Raw genomic sequence first — 16,245 nt, 5'->3', positions numbered from 1 at the left:
TTTTTGATCTTATTCAGAATGAATTATAGTATCAGTTTTACCTGAAACAGGAGGTTCCAGATGAAATTCATGTTATATCTGTCCGATCTTATGATCCCCTTTCTTTTATTTGGAATCATTGGCTTTGGTCTTTTGTCCGGAAGGGATGTTTACCAGGACTTCCTTGATGGTGCCCGGGAGGGCTTGAAAACAATTGCATCAATCTGTCCAACCTTAATCGGACTTATGACTGCAGTTGGAGTTCTTCGTGCCTCTGGTCTTTTGAAATATATGGGAGATTTTCTTGGGAAAATCCTCAGTCCCCTTGGAATTCCCGGGGATATTGTCCCTCTGGCACTGGTCCGTCTTTTCTCATCCAGTGCAGCGGCAAGCCTGCTTCTGGATATTTTTAAGGAATATGGAACAGAGTCAACCACCGGCTTTATGGCAGCCATTATCCTAAGCGCAACGGAAAGTGTATTTTATTGTATGAGCGTTTATTTTGGCATGACAAAGGTGAAGAAAACTCGCTTCACCTTTCCTGGAGCACTTTTTGCTACGGTTGTAGGGATAATGGCTGCTATTTGGATCGTAAATTAAAAAGGCTTTTGGTACATTTATCAGTCAATTTTCAGAATCAGTTCCAAAACACGTTTTGCGCAGTGCTTTAGCTCAGCACGTCCAAGCTGTCCCATTTCCATAGCTTTTTTTACACGTTCCGGAAATCCGGTTCCCATTTTTACATCGTTTCCGGCTTTGATTTCCTTATAGTGTTCTCCCCTGGTCCACCAGTCTGTGGTAACCATACCTTCAAATCCCCATTCGCCTCTTAGGATGTCTTCCAGAAGCTCATGGTTCTCGGATGCGCGATGTCCGTTTATGGCATTATAAGAGGACATAATGGTCCATGGCTGTGATTCTTTTACTATGATTTCGAAGCTTTTCAGGTAGATTTCGCGGAGAGCTCTTTCGGAAACACGGGAATCGCAGTGCTTTCTGTTTGTCTCTTTGTTGTTCGCTGCAAAATGCTTTACAGAAGCACCGATATGCTGGGACTGGATACCCTTTACCATTGCTGCGCCCATTTTTCCGGCAATGAGCGGATCCTCGGAATAGTACTCGAAATTTCTTCCGCACAGAGGATTTCTGTGAATATTTACTGCAGGAGTCAGCCATATGGCGATATTGTTTTCTTTCACTTCTTTTGCACCAGCCTGTCCGACCTGCTGTACAAGTGCAGGATTCCAGGTGCATGCAAGAAGGGTCGCACAAGGCCATGCAGTTGTGTTGATGACGCAGTCGCCGCTGATACGAAGTCCGGCAGGCCCGTCAGCAGTCATAATAGACGGAACTCCATAATCCGGAAGGTTGCCAAAGCCGAAGGTATTTGCAACGCCGGTATTTGGCTGTCCGCCAAGGAGGTGGATCAGATCATCATCACTTAACTGAGCCATGAATTCATCCAGGGAAAGCTTTCCTTCTGCTACATCGATAAACTGTTTTTTGCCATAGTTGTCAAAAAGAGCGCCGCGCGCGCAGCCGCGAACACCAGGTTTAAGCCCCTCCTCGGTTCCTGGCTCCATCTTCTCAAATACGCATGCGTTCATATCATTGCATTTCGTCTGCGGAAGTTCCTCGAAGGTTCCGTCGGAAAGCATACGCTCCTTCAGACTGCTTGGAACCATGTGTGCAGCAAACTGTCTGGTAATCACGTTTTCGGCAAGTTCCATAGTCTGAATGCCTTCTTTGGTATCCCTTACTGAGGTTCCGATGAAAAATTTATAAGTACCTTTTTCCAGGATATATGCGGATTTCTGGATTTTTCCAAGGTCATCATAGGAAGCCATGTCTGCTTTTGCAAATGCAAGGCGGATCAGCTGAGTTTCACCTGGCTGCAGAAGACGAGTCTTAGCGAAGGCTGCCAGTTGGCGGGATGGCTTTTTCAGAATTCCCTGGGGTGCCTCAAAATAAAGCTGTACAACCTCTTTACCAGCCATATCCCCTGTATTGGTTACCTGAACCTCTGCGAAAATCTGGTCTTCGGTTTCCCACATTGCGGTTGTATCAAGTGTGAAGGTGGTGTAGGAAAGGCCGTATCCAAATGGATAAACCACTTTTTCCTGTGCGCCCGGGATGGTTTCAAAATAGCGGTAACCTACATAGATGTCCTCGGTATAGTTTACATAATCAAATGATTCGTGGAAGTTTGCAGTAGACGGATAGTCGTCAGCAGATGCTGCAAAAGTATCAACCAGCTTGCCGGACGGATTGCCCTTTCCGGTAAGAAGCTCTGCCATGGCAAGTCCGCCTTCCATGCCGCCCTGCCATCCAAGAAGAGCAGCACCAATCTGGTCATCGTTTTTTATCCAGGAAAGGTCGATGACGCCGCCGATATTGAGAACAACAGCGATGTTTTTGAAGCGCTCCTTTACCATAGCAAGCATTGCTTTTTCGCGGGCGGTGAGGTAGAAATCTCCATCTGGGAAAACTTCTGCGGAAATTTTCGGCATAGTGGTTTCATTGTCCCATGGATTGAATTCGTTGTTGCATTCCACGCTGGAACGATCCCAGCCTTCGCCGGAAAAACGGCTGATTACAACCAGGGCGACATCCGCAAAGGCTTTGGCACCGTCAGCAAGCTCTGCCGTCAGCTCCGGTTCTACAGTCATTCCGGGAACAGCACCTTTTTCATACTGGTGCTGGATGTCTGCCTTGTAAAATGCAGATAATGGTTCATAAATCTGTACGGCATTTTTCTGCATTTTCAGTCCATCATATGGATTGTGTACATAGGAAACCATAACGTCGCCGCTTCCTCCGCCGCCTTTTACATAGTCGAAGCTTCCCTTGCCGAAAAGTGCGATGCGGGTGCCTTCTGCTAACGGGAGAAGGTGATTTTCATTTTTCAGAAGAACCATACCTTCCTTGGCTGCTTCTTTGGAAAGCTGGATGTGTTCTTTGCTTGCGGTTACGCGGCCGCTTTCTTTTAATGGAAGGTTTGGCTGAAATTTAACTCGGGTCCATTTATTCATGTTAGGATGTCCTCCTTGGGATAAAATATTTTTTATGCAATTTTTAAACGTTTGTCTGGCAGTTTTGTATTTTGTAGGATTATTGTACTGGAAAATAGTTGTATGTGCTAGATGGTTTATTGCTTCTTTTGTAGGGCTTTCTTGATATTTTACAGGAAATATTGTATAGTTTATTTGAAAATAGAGGGTGTATTTTGACTTTAGCAAAGTGAACAGAAAATTTTTAAACACGCTGTGGAAAAGACGGTGAAATGATGAACGCGGAATATGAAAACGTGCTGGACGATCATCCTGGAAAACTTCATTTTACATTTGTAAATACCTGGGATCAGCTTCTGCCGGCTCACTGGCACGAACACCTGGAAATTGTTTACGTGACAGGCGGGGCGATTACAGCATCTATTAATGATGTGAGCTATGAACTGAAAAAAGGGGACATCTTTCTGGTGAATTCCAATGATATTCATTACACTTATACCCATGAGGATGCCAGGTATTTTCTCCTTCAAATCCCGCCTGTTCATCTGGAGCGAGTTTCCCCCAGGTGGAATTCGCTGAAATTTCAGGAGTTTATACCGGGAGATCGAAGTATAAATGAGCATAACCTGGAGAAGGAGAGGGAATCTTTTCAGGAACTGAGGATGGAAGACGGTCAGAAATTAATACCGGAAGATTCTGCGGATGGTGAGAAACATAGAGACATGGCAAGAGCGAGTTTGAATTTTAAGATGGCAGAAATCTTCCACGAGATAGACGGACTTTACCAGGAAAAAAAGGAGGGCTATCATCTGCTGGTTCTGGCTGCTGTTTATCGCTTGCTGTTTCTTCTTTACACAGAAGGAATCCGAACAGAGGAAGAGGCTTCCAGCAGCCACGGGGCATTGCGGGATCTTGAGCGGATGAAGCTGTGCATGGAGTATGTGCAGGCACATTACGGCGAAACTATTTCCCTGGCAGATGCGGCAGGACTTTTATCCATTACCCCCGAACATTTCTGCCGTCTTTTCCGCAAATACACTGGACAGACCTTCCTTGTTTATGTAAACCAGATCCGCATGGAACATTTCTATAATGACCTCCTGGAAACTGACGAAAACATCACATTCCTCCTGGACAAAAACGGAATCACCAACTACAAAGGGTTTCTGCTGAAATTTAAAGACCGCTACGGCCAGTCACCGAAAGCGGTGAGACGAAAAAACAGGGCGTTATAACTGCGCCCTGTTTTTTACCAGCATTTCGTGAATAATATTCTGGGTGTAAGCGCCCAGGTGCTTTTTGTCTTCTTTTTCCAGCTGGTCTACGTAGATTGGTTTGCCGTATTCAAGAATGACATGGGTCTTCTTGATCCTTGGGAAATGGCTTTCCCAGATGTCGGCGGAACCGCTGATGGCCATTGGGATAATCGGACAGTTTGTCTTGGTGGCAATCTTGAAGCTGCCCTCATGGAACGGAAGCATGTCCAGCTCATCCTCATTTTTGCTGCGGGTACCTTCTGGGAAAATGCAGATGGAAATGCCGGATTTCACCTTCTCAATAGCCGCGAGAATAGTCTTTAGTCCCTGCTTAATATCCTTGCGGTCAAGGAACAGGCAGTGGAGACGCTTCATCCATGTGGAAAGCAACGGCACCTTTTCCATCTCTTTCTTGGCTATGTAGCCTGTGCGGATGGGACAGCGGGGGTAAGTAATCGGTACATCGAAAAAGCTTCGATGATTTCCAATATAAAGAACCGGAGTGTCCGTTGGCACATTTTCTTCCCCAATGACCGTAAGCTTCACCCCGGCTACCCACAGGATGAACCGAAAGACCGCCTGAACGATCCGAAGAGAACTGATCTCTTTCGCCATGGGATTGAACTTGCCGATAATCCATTCTACAAGAAGAATCGGAATGGATAAAATCAGGAATCCAACCACGACGATCACGCATAAAATAAAACGAATCATATGATATTTCCCTTTCTGTATTCTGTGCCAGAGCCTTTTAGAGCACGCTCTGCTGCACGGTGTTTACGTCTATTATATGTAATTTGAAAAATTCTTGCAATAAATCTTTTTTATTCCACATAGAATAAAATAAATGGAGGTTGCTGTGAGCAACAAAGCAGTAACAGGGGAGACTGAGGTGACCGGATGAAAAAAACAGCAGCAGTTCTGGGGCTGATTCTATGGTCGCTGCTTTTTCTTGGAGGATGCCGTTTTATTAAGATCGAGGAAGAGCCGCGAAAGCCTCTGGAATATTCCATTGTAAAACAGGAAAATCTGCCCGCAGAACTGACGGCCCTGATTGAGGAAAAGAAGGGAAAAGAATTTCAGATGACCTATCAAAGCGAAAAGGAGCTGTTTCTGATAAAAGGCTACGGACAGCAGATGAGCGGAGGCTACAGTATTCAGGTGGAAGAACTGGGTGTGACCTCCCAGGCCATATTTTTCAAAACAAAACTGATCGGACCGTCAGATACCAAAATTACCTTAAGTCCGCCGTCTTATCCTTATATTGTGGTAAAGATGGCTTACAGGAAGGAACCTGTGATTTTTGAGTAGAAGATATCCTGGGGAGGCTTTTTGACAGATCGCAAAAGTTTATATGGGAAATTTTAATCAATCAAAAGGAGTGGAGAGCCGTGGAATTAAGAAAAGAAAGTGTACAGATGCTTCATGTAAAAAGCCGGGCAACCAGCCAGGTAACCTTTGACGCGGATTACAATGTGCCGGACGCAAAGCCGGATATGGGAAGGCTGATCCAAAGCAAAGGCGATATTGTAATGGACGAGGTGCGCCTTAGCGAAGGCAAGGCTTTTATCAGCGGAAACCTGAACGCGGATGTGCTCTATGTGGGGGAAGAGGACCAGAAAGTCTGCAGCCTGGCGGCAAAGCTTCCCTTTGATGAGACCCTGAACCTGGAAGGAATTGCAGGCGGTGACAAAATGTGCCTGAAGTGGGAAATTGAAGATCTCAGCGTGCACATGATCCATTCCAGAAAACTGAATATCAAGGCAATCGTCACCTTTTACGCAGTGGTAGATGAGATGACAGGCATCCAGCTTCCGGTAGAAATCAGTGAGGATGGCATTTCCGTGAAAAAGAAAAAGGTACAGCTGATGAGCCTGATGGTACATAAAAAGGATACCCTGCGCATCAAGGATGAGGTGACCCTGGCTTCCAACAAGCCTAATATCGATATGCTTTTGTGGAACACCATTGAGGTGCGCGGGCTTGACCTGAGACTGGAAGACAACATGATAAAAGCCAGGGGTGAGCTGGCAGTTTTCGTCCTTTATTCCGGCGAGGATGAGGAAAATCCCCTTCAGTGGGTAGAGTATGTGCTGCCATTTAACACAGAGCTGGACTGCACAGGCTGCACGGCTGACATGATTCCCAACATTGCGGCTTCCGTTATGCACCAGAGCATAGAGGTGAAGCCGGACGCAGATGGGGAAGAGCGGGTTCTTTCTGTAGATGTGGTTCTGGAACTGGATATGAAGCTTTACCGGGAAGAAGAGCACGACCTGATCCTGGACGTATATTCTCCGCTGAAGGAGTGTATTTTACAGGGAAAAGAGGAATGCCTGGAAAGCCTGCTGGTGCGAAATGATTCCAAGTGCCGTGTTTCTGACCGGATCGAGCTGAAGGAAAGCCAAGGAAAAATCCTGCAGATCTGCCACAGCCAGGGCAGAGTCAAAGTGGAAAAGACAAAGGTAGTGGAAAATGGAATCCAGGCGGAAGGCGTGGTATTCCTGAAAATACTTTACATCACAGGAAATGATGAGATGCCATTCTATTCCGTTGACGGCATGCTGCCATTTTCCCATGTGATAGAGGCAAACGGAATCACTGAGGACAGCACCTTTTTCCTGCAGGCAGATCTGGAGCAGCTGTCCACCTCCATGATCGACAGCAATGAAATCGAAGTGAAAGCCGTGATCAGCCTGAATGTGCTGGTGCTTCAGTGTGAAAAGAGGATGATCATCAGCAAGGTAGAGGAGCAGCCCCTTGACATGCAGAAAATCCAGGCAATGCCTGGAATCACGGTTTATGTGGTAAAAAGCGGGGACACTATGTGGGATATTGCAAAGCATTTTTATACAACGGTGGAGGAAATCTGCACATTAAACGAGCTGGAAAGCGACCAGGTAACACCGGGAATGCCGCTTCTGCTGGTGAAAAAAGTGGAAGGATAGCCTGTTTTTCAAACGTTTCAGAGCGTAATGATAAATTTCCCCAACAAAAATCCTCCGCATATGTATTGAAAAAAATACAAAAATATTTTACAATAAGAAAAGTAAGAGATTGTATACAAAGTACAAAAGCGGAGGGGAATTATGCGATTACGTGCACTTGCAAAAATAAATCTTGGACTTGATGTAGTTGGGAAGCGCGCTGACGGCTACCATGAAGTCCGCATGATCATGCAGACCATACAGATGTATGATGTGCTTGAAATTGAGAAAAAGGCAGAGCCGGGAATTACGCTTACCACCAATATCCCGTATGTTCCCACAGATGAAAGGAATCTTGTCTATAAAGCAGCCAAAATGCTGATGGATGAATTTCATATTGAAGAGGGACTGACGATGAATCTGGAGAAATTCATTCCGGTGGCAGCCGGTATGGCTGGGGGAAGCTCTGATGCGGCAGCAGCTTTCGTGGGAGTGAACCGGATTTTTGGTCTCGGCCTTTCTGAGGAAGATCTGATGAAGCGCGCTGTGAAGGTAGGAGCAGATGTGCCATACTGCGTAATGCGGGGAACTGCTCTTGCAGAGGGAATCGGTGAGAAGCTGACCAGGCTTCCAAGAGTTCCTCAGTGTTATGTCCTGGTAGGCAAGCCAGGAGTAAATGTTTCCACTAAAACAGCTTACGAGAATCTGAAGCTAGATGATCCTGCCGTAGTGCATCCGGATATTGACGGGATGGTAACTGCCATCCGTGAAGGTGATCTGGATGGAATGATTTCCAGAATGGGAAATGTATTTGAGCCGGGAATCATCGGGAAGTATCCGGTTATTCAGGAAATCAAGGATCTGATGGAGAATCACGGTGCCCGCAAGGCAATGATGAGCGGAAGCGGCCCTACCGTTTTTGGAATTTTTGACAGCAGAGAGAAGATGGAACAGGCGGCAGCAGTACTTAGGGAAAGCAAGCTGGCCAAGACTGTTTTTGCGACGGAAGTCTTTTAGGAGGAAATACGAATGACAAGTGATTTCACAGTGCATATGGATGAGTATCTTCCATTGCGCGAGGTTGTTTTTAACACACTTCGCCAGGCAATCCTGAAAGGGGAGCTGAAGCCGGGCGAGAGACTGATGGAGATTGCCCTTGCGGAGAAGTTAGGAGTGAGCAGAACTCCCATCCGTGAGGCCATGCGTAAGCTGGAGCTTGAGGGCCTGGTGGTGATGATCCCAAGAAGAGGTGCCCAGGTTGCCAACATTACGGAGAAGGATCTGAACGATGTTCTGGAGGTAAGAATCACTCTGGAAAATATGGCTATTGAGAAGGCCTGCGCCAATATGACAGACAAGGATGTGCGGAAACTGGAACTGGCAGCACAGGATTTCCAGAAGAGCACAGCCGAAGGTGATCTGGTGAAGATGGCCGAAGCGGATGTGAATTTCCACGAGGCTATTTACCGGGCAGCAGATAATAAGCGTCTGATGCAGGTGCTGAATAATCTGAGAGAGCAGATTTATCGGTACCGTGTGGAGTATCTAAAAGAAGATGAGGCGAGAAACCGTCTGGTGAAGGAGCATGAGGAGATTACCGATGCAATCCGCAACCGGGATGTGAAGAAGGCGCAGGAGTTGTCCTTCGAGCACCTGGAGAACCAGAGGATGGGAATCATCCAGGCAATCAGAGCGGAAGAGTGAATAGAATTTTATAATTGGGAGACACTGGGAGAGATACCTGGTGTCTCTTTTTTATTGTAGTACAGCAAATATTAGGAAATTACCATAATGACTTGCAGGATATCCATATATTACGGCTATGTAGATTGTCGTAGTCGCTGTAACACATTCTTAGTTTATCTTGTATATGAAAAAATCGTCCTGTGTCAATATGACAGATACTTAATTTTCAGTGTACTATGAAATTATATATGGTGATTTAAATGAACAAAAATGATAATATTGTTATGATTTCAAAGGATATTCGTGTAAATGAGAAGCATGTAAGGGAGCGCCTGCAGGACTGCGGGGATATTCAGATCAGGCGGATGCGCCTCGGCGAGGAGCGCAAGGTGGACTGCCTGATGGTTTACATTGAGGTGGCGACTTCCAATATGATGCTGGAGGATTCCGCACTTGGAAAAATGATCGGGCACTTCTGGGAGATTTCGCCGGCGCAGATTCAGGAATTTGCGGAATATAACAGTCTGGGAATTGCAGATGTGAAAAAGCTGACGGATATGGAGCAGGTGTTCACCGGGGTACTTTCTGGAGATGCTGTGTTCTTTATGGATGGCTTTGACCAGGCAATGAAAATTTCCAGCGCCGGATACCCCAGCATGGGTGTCACGGAAGTGGAAATGGAAAAGGTGCTTCGTGGTTCCAAAGAGGGCTTTTCCGATTCCGTGAAAACCAATTCCGCCCTGATTCGGAAACGTCTTCGGGATACCCGATTGAAGGTGGTGGAATTTTATATAGGGGAACGTTCCCATACATTGGTGCAGATGGTCTATATGGAAGATCTGGTGCGGGAGGAATTTCTGGAGCAGGTGAAGGAACGGCTGGAAGCATTTCGGATTGACGGGATTCTGGATAGCGGAATGCTGGAACAGCTGACAGAGGATTCCTGGTTTTCCCCTTTTCCCCAGTATCAGACTACGGAGCGGCCGGACCGGGCATCCAAGGAAATCCTGAATGGAAAAGTGGTGCTGTTGTGTGACAACTCGCCTTCTGCGCTGGTTCTTCCGGGCGTATTTAACAGTTTTATGGAAAGCAGTGAGGACTGGTACAATCGGTTTGAGATGGCGTCCTTTCTCCGGGCACTGCGGTATGTGGCACTGGCGGCGGCAACCTTGCTTCCCGGGCTTTATCTGGCGGTGATCCGGTTTCACACACAGATTTTGCCTACGAATATGATTCTGTCTTTTGCCCAGGCCAGGGAAGGGGTGCCTTTTTCCAGTATTGCGGAGCTGGTACTTCTGGAATTGTCCTTTGAGCTGATCCGGGAAGCGGGAGTGCGGATTCCGGGAGCACTGGGAAATGCAATGGGAATTGTAGGCGGCCTGATCGTGGGATCTGCAGCTGTGGAGGCAAATCTGGTCAGCCCCATTGTGGTTATGGTGGTGGCAATCACAGCTCTTGGCTCGCTGGCGATTCCAAATGAGGAGTTTGCGTCGGCTTTTCGGCTTTTGAAATATTTCTTTTTGTTCCTGGGGGGATATCTGGGGATTTTTGGAATTGTGATCGGGGTGTATCTGACAGTGTCTCATCTGGCGGGACTTCTCAGCTTCGGGGTGCCCTATCTGGTTCCCTTTGTGAAATATAAGAGGGAAAACGGGACGGGAACAGGAATCCTGAGGGTGCCTTTTCGGAAAAGGTGGAAAAGGCCGATGTATGCCAAAGAGGATGAAAGTGTGCGGCTGCGGAGGACGAGATCTGCGAAGGAAGAAGAGGGACAGAATGAGTCAGAAGAAGGTTCTGGAAATTGGGCAAAAGAAAAGCTGCGAAAGAATGAAGTAGAGGAAACACATAATTCGGGAAGTCAAAAAGATCCGAAAGAAAGAAGCAAGGTTGGTAAGAACGGAGGCGAGAGTGAATGAAATTTGCAGAGAATAACCGGATTTCACAGCGGCAGCTTTATCGGCAGATCGTGATCGCCTTCATTGCGCCATTTTTGCTTTGCCTTTTCCGTGGGAGGCGGAATCAGGGACTTAGCGGATTGACTGGAACTTTGCTGGCGGTTGCGGTATTTTTGTTTTATGTAATTTTTCTTATTCGGCTGGGCTATGCTTTCGCCAATCCGTGTAAAACTGCGGGGAAAATCTTGGGGCGGCTGATGGGGATTTTTTATCTTGTTTACTGCATTTTGGGAGCGGCGTTTCTGCTGGATCTTCTGGGAGAGATTGTATCCGTAAGTCTTGGTACGGGAGTGCAGAAAGTGTGGCTGTGTGTGATTGCGCTGATCGTGTGCAGTCTTGGTACTCACCGGGGAATCCAGCGCAGAGGGCGGATTGGAGAGGTATCAGGCGGACTGGTGCTTGTGGCGGTTGTGCTGATGCTGCTTTTGTCAGCCGGACAGGGAAGATGGGAGTATTTCCAGGAAATGCTGTGGAACTCTGAATTTTCCGGGAGAAGAATTTTGCAGAGCGGATATTATGTGATCTGTGCATTTTCCGGACTGGGACTTTTGCCATTTTTGCTGGAGCATGTAGACAGGAAGAAGAGCACGGAAAATGTAAGGATTGTAAGAGAAACGAGAAATTTAAATGTTATAGAAGAAGGCAAGGCTGCGAGAGAAGTGGACAGAGCAGAAAATGAGAAGGCTGCAAGAGAGAAAAAAAATATAAGTTACCGGAGCGAGATTCGATATGTGGGCAGCATCGGAAAAACGGTGGCCCTGGCGGTGGTTACGCTGGGGGTACTGCTGATTCTCGCGGAGCTGCTTCTGCCGGCAGTCTTTGGCTGGGGACGGCTGCGATATGAAAATTACCCCATTTTGCCGTTGCTTGCAGGCGCGGACCTGCCAGGAAATGTGTTGGCGCGGTTCGATGTACTTTGGATGGGATTTCTGCTGTACAGTCTTTTGTTCTCTGTGGGAAGTTTTCTGCATTACGGTCATTTAATTGTGGAAAAGACCGGGCTTGGGACCGGGCGGGTGTGGATAGGTTTGCTGGTTTTCGTTGCCATGGTGACTGAAGTTCGCGGCATTAGAATCCGTGATTATTTTGAAATGTACTTGGGCTGCATTTTTGTACCAGGGATGTTAATTATTCAGATCATCTTTTTTATAATGGGAAAAAAGCGGTGGAAGAAAAAAGCAGAGCCCAGTAATCTTAAAAAAAGAAATAGAGCAGGATGGGGGAAAAATTCGATTAACATAGCTCGGCAGAGAAAAGCAGCAGAGGGATTAAACTTAGGTAATTATGTAAGAAGGTGCAGCGCAGTTGTAATTATATTGGGGATATCGCTTTTTACGTTGTCGGGCTGCGGCGGCGTGGAGCCGGAGAAGCGGATGTATCCGCTGGCTCTTGGCGCGGATATAGAAGATAGAAAATTTCAGCTGACCTATGGCGTACCCGATTTGCCAAAAGCAACCGGACAGGAGAAAAACGGAGAAGACCAGGGAAATGCAGCGCCTTCAGTTAGTGGAGATTCCTTTCAGGAGATAGAGCAGCTTTACAGCCGCACCCAGGAGAAATATCTGGACATGGGACATCTTGAAATTCTGGTACTGGGGCAGTCTCTTCTGGATGGCGGGCGCTGGGAACAGGTGCTGGAATACCTGAAACAGGAGCCCACCATAGGAGAAAATGTATATGTTTTCCGTAGCAGCAATGCGGCGGAGGCGGTAGGCTGGGGCAGTCCCCAGGAAACATCCCTGGGAGAATACCTTCTGGGACTTCTGGAAAATAACCCAGACGGCAGCCCAAGCCAGGCCGTCACTCTGCGAGAGCTTTACCACGAAATGTACGACCGCGGCGCCCTTCCCGCATTACCAGATCTGATAATTCAAGGGGAAGAATTGGAAGTAGTGTTTTAAAAGTTTGAATACAGACACAGAATCCCGGGAATACTCCTGTTAATAAGCGATTGCGGTATTAGAGCTTTTTTCAAACATGCTCTATGCAACGCAATCGCAGAATTTATTTTGCGGGGTATTCCTATGTTGTATTTAAGAAAAATAAAATATCATGTATTCGTTGCCATTTTGTCTGCTTCACTAATTTTCCCAGTGATAGGAAATGAAAAGCAAAGCCCGGAGCTTCTCGCCTGGTGGGGAACCATTTATCCCCAGTTCTGTTTTATGGAGAATCCAGATGAGAATGAGAAAGAAGCAGCAAAGCCGAGAATTCATTTCTGGATTATGGAGACTTTCCAGAATCTGGTAAAGCGATGATGCTATTGCTAAATTTTGTCTGGCAATCTGCACGCTCCACTTTGCGGTATATTTCACCCGAATTCGGTTGTCGTAGCTAGTGCCGGGCTTACAAGTGCTTGCAAGCCCGGTGCTTTGGTGTTAAAATGGGGGAACAGAATGGAAGAAATATAGAATTTGGAGATAGATGAATGAAGATAGACCGAGACGCCCCTGTAGGCGTATTTGATTCCGGTATCGGCGGACTGACTGTTGCCCGCGAGATCATGCGGAATCTTCCGTCAGAAAAAATCGTATATTTCGGGGACACCGCCCGTGTTCCATATGGAAGCAAATCCAAAGAGACTGTTATTCGCTATTCCCGCCAGATCATCCGTTTTCTGGAAGAGCAGCAGGTGAAGGCGATTGTAGTTGCCTGCAACACTGCCAGTGCGTTTGCCTTGGATGCAGTAAGGGAAGAATTTGATATTCCTATTTTAGGTGTGATCGAAGCTGGTGCGAAGGTAGCTGCGCAGGTTACCAGAAACAAGCGTGTAGGTGTCATTGCCACAGAGGGCACCATTGAAAGCGGAACTCATGCCAAGGTTCTGAAGCAGATTGACCCGGAGATTACGGTAATCGGCAAGCCCTGTCCCTTGTTTGTTCCTCTTGTAGAAGAGGGATGGACACACGATCCAGTGACAGTGGAGGTTGCCAGCAGATATCTGAAAGAGCTTCAGGAAAAGGATATTGATACACTGATTCTTGGATGTACCCATTATCCTCTGCTTCGTTCCACTATTGGACAGATCATGGGGGAGGGTGTTCAGCTGGTGAATCCGGCATATGAGACAGCTCTTGAGCTTGGAAAGCTTCTGAAGGAGCAGAATATGCAGAGTACAGGCCAGGGCCAGTCCGATTTCCCATATCGCTTTTATGTAAGCGATTTAGCGGAGAAATTCAAAGGTTTTGCGAACTCAATTCTGCCGTTCGATGTAGAGAAAACACAGAAGATTGATATTGAAAAATATTGACAGCTACATGTAGAACCTGGAATCAATACTATTAGCAGAAGCTTAGGTAATTATACAAAAGAAAACGAATCTGAATTCAATTCAGATTGCACTGTTAGAAAGAAATGGATAGAAAATCATGGAAAAAGAAGTTTTAATTCATGTGAAAGGGTTACATATGATGGACACCCCGGAAGGGGATGAGCCGATTGAGATTGTGGTTCCGGGAGAGTATTATTTCCGCAATGGCAGCCACTATCTTCGTTATGAGGAAATGCTGGAGGATCACGGAGATCCCACAGTAAATTATATCAAGATTTCCCCGAAAGGAATGGAAGTTCGCAAGAAGGGCCAGGTAAATACCCACATGGTATTTGAACAGGGCAAGCGCAACATGGCGTTCTACACGACTTCTTTTGGAACCCTGGAAATGGGCATTTCCGCTACCAATCTGGAACTGAAAGAGAGCGACAGCCGCCTTGATATGAAGGTGAATTATTCCCTGGATTTAAACCAGGAGCATGTGGCAGACTGTTGTCTGGATATTCACGCACAAGGCAAAAGTGCCGCAGGATTTGTGCTGTAGGAAATAATGAAGCCAATTTCCCACAGGTGGGGTTTTCAAGATAATAAAACAGACCAAACTTAAAGATATCAAAGTAGACGAAAGACAAGCAGCAAAATTTGTTCACAAAAAACTACAGCCAGAAATCTCTTCAAAAATAGAAGTGCTTTCTGGCTGTATTGTTATATTGCAGTATTGTTATTTTTTTCCCTGGCTGTATTTGCAGCAGCTTTCGTTGTCTCTGTGGCTGCAGTCGCAGCAACTGTGTTCACTGTTTCAGCAGCTCCGTCCGAACCCGCCTTCGCCGTCTCCGTCTGCGCCGGCATTGGAATCAAAATCTTCAAATGAAACCAATGATCATTGGCGCTCACATCCACCGCGCCGCCATATTTCTGAGCAGTATACTGCACACTTTTCAGTCCATACCCATGGAACTGCGCATCCTTTTTGGTAGTTTCCGGAAGCCCGTTCCCCAGCTTCATATCCCCTTCATAATAATTATCGAACAGAATAATCAGGAAGTTCTTTCTGGCATGCGCATTAATATGGATCAGCCTTTTCTCTTTATCTGGAATCTTCAGCTCGCATTCTATAGCATTGTCCAGCGCATTTCCAAAAATAGAACTGATATCCATCGCATTCATAAAATCAAAAAGTGTACCATCAATAACGCTGGTCATGGTAACACCATGCTTCTGGCAATACAGTGTCCTCAAAGTAAGCATAACATCCAGCACATTATTTCCGGTTTTATTCTGTGCCTCGTAATTCTTCAGCTCTTCTTCCATTTGATTCAGATAAGCATTGCGCTTGTCCATATTTTCCTCTGCACGCAGGGCAATGATGTGATACTTCAGATCGTGATACTTGTAGTTGATCAATTCCACTGCCTCACGGGCCTGCTTATACTGTGCATACTGATTGTGAAGAAGATTCTGGACACTTTCCAGCTCATAACGCACGCGAAGATCCATACGCTGCACATGGTAAGCATACATAATGGCAACGCCTCCCAGATCCACCAGGGTTCTTACGTTATAAATCTGGTCAGAGTAATTTCCATAAAAAGGAAGATCAGGAGCTACAAATCCAAGGTTGCTCATGCAGAAAACAGCCAGTCCGATAATGACATAGGAAGCCAGTTCCTTGCCAGTAATATTTAAGGCCTGTTCCTTTGATTGGTAGCGGCTGTATAATCGCTCACATATCCCAAAAAGAATGGTATAGCAAACAATCAGAATCAGAAGACTGCTTCCTGTGGGGGTGGGAGTAAGTGGAACATTTGGATGGAAAAACAGATCCACCTGCCATTCAAACGAAGCAACAAATTCTGCAATTACGAAAGAGCGTATGGTGTAATAAGCGGCATCTCGCCAGTTTACATCTGCACACAGATAAATAAAAGCATACATCATAAGTCCGGCAGCTGACATACATAAGATCCAAAGTAAATCATCCAGTCCTGGAGTTAGATAAAGAAAAACAGATTGTAGGAATAAGATTCCTATGGAAATAAGTACGAACCTCCTGGTATTCACACGATGCTTCACTTCCCGGAGACACATCATACAGGCCAGCCACTCTGCAATTGCAGTATAAAGTCTTGGTATATTCGGAGATATGGATAATGGTGACAT

15 protein-coding genes are annotated in these 16,245 nt (G+C 46.3%); 11 read left to right on the top strand and 4 right to left on the bottom strand.

From position 1 onward, the window contains the following. Positions 1–60 precede the first annotated feature (60 nt). Complete coding sequence (locus OCV70_RS11420; RefSeq protein ID WP_021925176.1) at positions 61–579, top strand: nucleoside recognition domain-containing protein; 519 nt, start codon at positions 61–63, stop codon at positions 577–579. 20 nt (positions 580–599) lie between these two features. Here the strand turns inward: OCV70_RS11420 and OCV70_RS11415 are convergent, their stop codons facing one another. Next, a complete protein-coding gene (locus OCV70_RS11415) occupies positions 600–3,011 on the bottom strand; it encodes a glycoside hydrolase family 3 protein (protein ID WP_262579698.1) in 2,412 nt (803 codons plus the stop codon). Positions 3,012–3,262: 251 nt separating this feature from the next. Here OCV70_RS11415 and OCV70_RS11410 point away from each other — a divergent pair, with 251 nt between their 5' ends. Then, positions 3,263–4,225, top strand: a complete 963-nt coding sequence (locus tag OCV70_RS11410) for an AraC family transcriptional regulator (protein ID WP_173767692.1) — start codon at positions 3,263–3,265, stop codon at positions 4,223–4,225. On the opposite strand, the gene OCV70_RS11405 is transcribed toward OCV70_RS11410, so the two are convergent. After that, positions 4,220–4,960 (bottom strand): lysophospholipid acyltransferase family protein, encoded by a 741-nt coding sequence (locus OCV70_RS11405; RefSeq protein WP_173767694.1) that lies wholly within the window; start codon positions 4,958–4,960, stop codon positions 4,220–4,222. The genes OCV70_RS11410 and OCV70_RS11405 overlap by 6 nt on opposite strands. 186 nt (positions 4,961–5,146) lie before the next feature. Here OCV70_RS11405 and OCV70_RS11400 point away from each other — a divergent pair, with 186 nt between their 5' ends. The 6 genes from OCV70_RS11400 (at position 5,147) to OCV70_RS11375 (ending at position 12,715) form a co-directional block, all read left to right on the top strand. Further along, positions 5,147–5,557, top strand: a complete 411-nt coding sequence (locus OCV70_RS11400; RefSeq protein WP_021925180.1) for a protease complex subunit PrcB family protein — start codon at positions 5,147–5,149, stop codon at positions 5,555–5,557. An 80-nt stretch (positions 5,558–5,637) separates the two neighbouring features. Continuing rightward, on the top strand, positions 5,638–7,194 hold the full coding sequence (locus tag OCV70_RS11395; protein WP_195587903.1) for a DUF3794 and LysM peptidoglycan-binding domain-containing protein: 1,557 nt from the start codon (positions 5,638–5,640) through the stop codon (positions 7,192–7,194). Positions 7,195–7,335: 141 nt separating this feature from the next. After that, positions 7,336–8,190: a 4-(cytidine 5'-diphospho)-2-C-methyl-D-erythritol kinase gene (gene ispE, locus OCV70_RS11390; protein ID WP_021925182.1), complete on the top strand. Its 855-nt coding sequence runs from the start codon at positions 7,336–7,338 to the stop codon at positions 8,188–8,190. 12 nt (positions 8,191–8,202) lie between these two features. Continuing rightward, on the top strand, positions 8,203–8,877 hold the full coding sequence (locus OCV70_RS11385; protein WP_173767698.1) for a GntR family transcriptional regulator: 675 nt from the start codon (positions 8,203–8,205) through the stop codon (positions 8,875–8,877). A gap of 242 nt (positions 8,878–9,119) precedes the next feature. Further along, positions 9,120–10,775, top strand: a complete 1,656-nt coding sequence (locus tag OCV70_RS11380; RefSeq protein ID WP_173767699.1) for a spore germination protein — start codon at positions 9,120–9,122, stop codon at positions 10,773–10,775. Next, positions 10,772–12,715 (top strand): GerAB/ArcD/ProY family transporter, encoded by a 1,944-nt coding sequence (locus tag OCV70_RS11375; protein ID WP_173767701.1) that lies wholly within the window; start codon positions 10,772–10,774, stop codon positions 12,713–12,715. Before OCV70_RS11380 ends, OCV70_RS11375 begins: the two co-directional genes overlap by 4 nt. A gap of 180 nt (positions 12,716–12,895) precedes the next feature. On the opposite strand, the gene OCV70_RS20195 is transcribed toward OCV70_RS11375, so the two are convergent. Next, complete coding sequence (locus OCV70_RS20195) at positions 12,896–13,105, bottom strand: hypothetical protein (RefSeq protein WP_470256049.1); 210 nt, start codon at positions 13,103–13,105, stop codon at positions 12,896–12,898. Between OCV70_RS20195 and OCV70_RS20190 the strand changes: the two genes are divergently transcribed. From OCV70_RS20190 to OCV70_RS11360, 3 genes are all read left to right on the top strand, one after another. Next, complete coding sequence (locus OCV70_RS20190) at positions 13,088–13,225, top strand: DUF6783 domain-containing protein (RefSeq protein ID WP_416795311.1); 138 nt, start codon at positions 13,088–13,090, stop codon at positions 13,223–13,225. The two genes, OCV70_RS20195 and OCV70_RS20190, sit on opposite strands and share 18 nt — an antisense overlap. A 17-nt stretch (positions 13,226–13,242) precedes the next feature. After that, entirely contained in the window at positions 13,243–14,064 is an 822-nt protein-coding gene (murI, locus tag OCV70_RS11365; protein ID WP_021925186.1) for a glutamate racemase, read from the top strand. 118 nt (positions 14,065–14,182) lie between these two features. After that, on the top strand, positions 14,183–14,629 hold the full coding sequence (locus OCV70_RS11360; RefSeq protein ID WP_173767706.1) for a YwiB family protein: 447 nt from the start codon (positions 14,183–14,185) through the stop codon (positions 14,627–14,629). Positions 14,630–14,790: 161 nt separating this feature from the next. On the opposite strand, the gene OCV70_RS11355 is transcribed toward OCV70_RS11360, so the two are convergent. Next, the gene (locus OCV70_RS11355) at positions 14,791–16,245 is read right to left on the bottom strand and encodes a sensor histidine kinase (RefSeq protein WP_262579697.1); all 1,455 of its coding nucleotides are present in this window, start codon (positions 16,243–16,245) and stop codon (positions 14,791–14,793) included.

It is taken from the genome of Blautia acetigignens, assembly GCF_025566865.1.
Lineage (GTDB): Bacteria > Bacillota > Clostridia > Lachnospirales > Lachnospiraceae > Blautia_A > Blautia_A acetigignens.
This window is presented reverse-complemented; position numbering and strand designations above follow the sequence as displayed.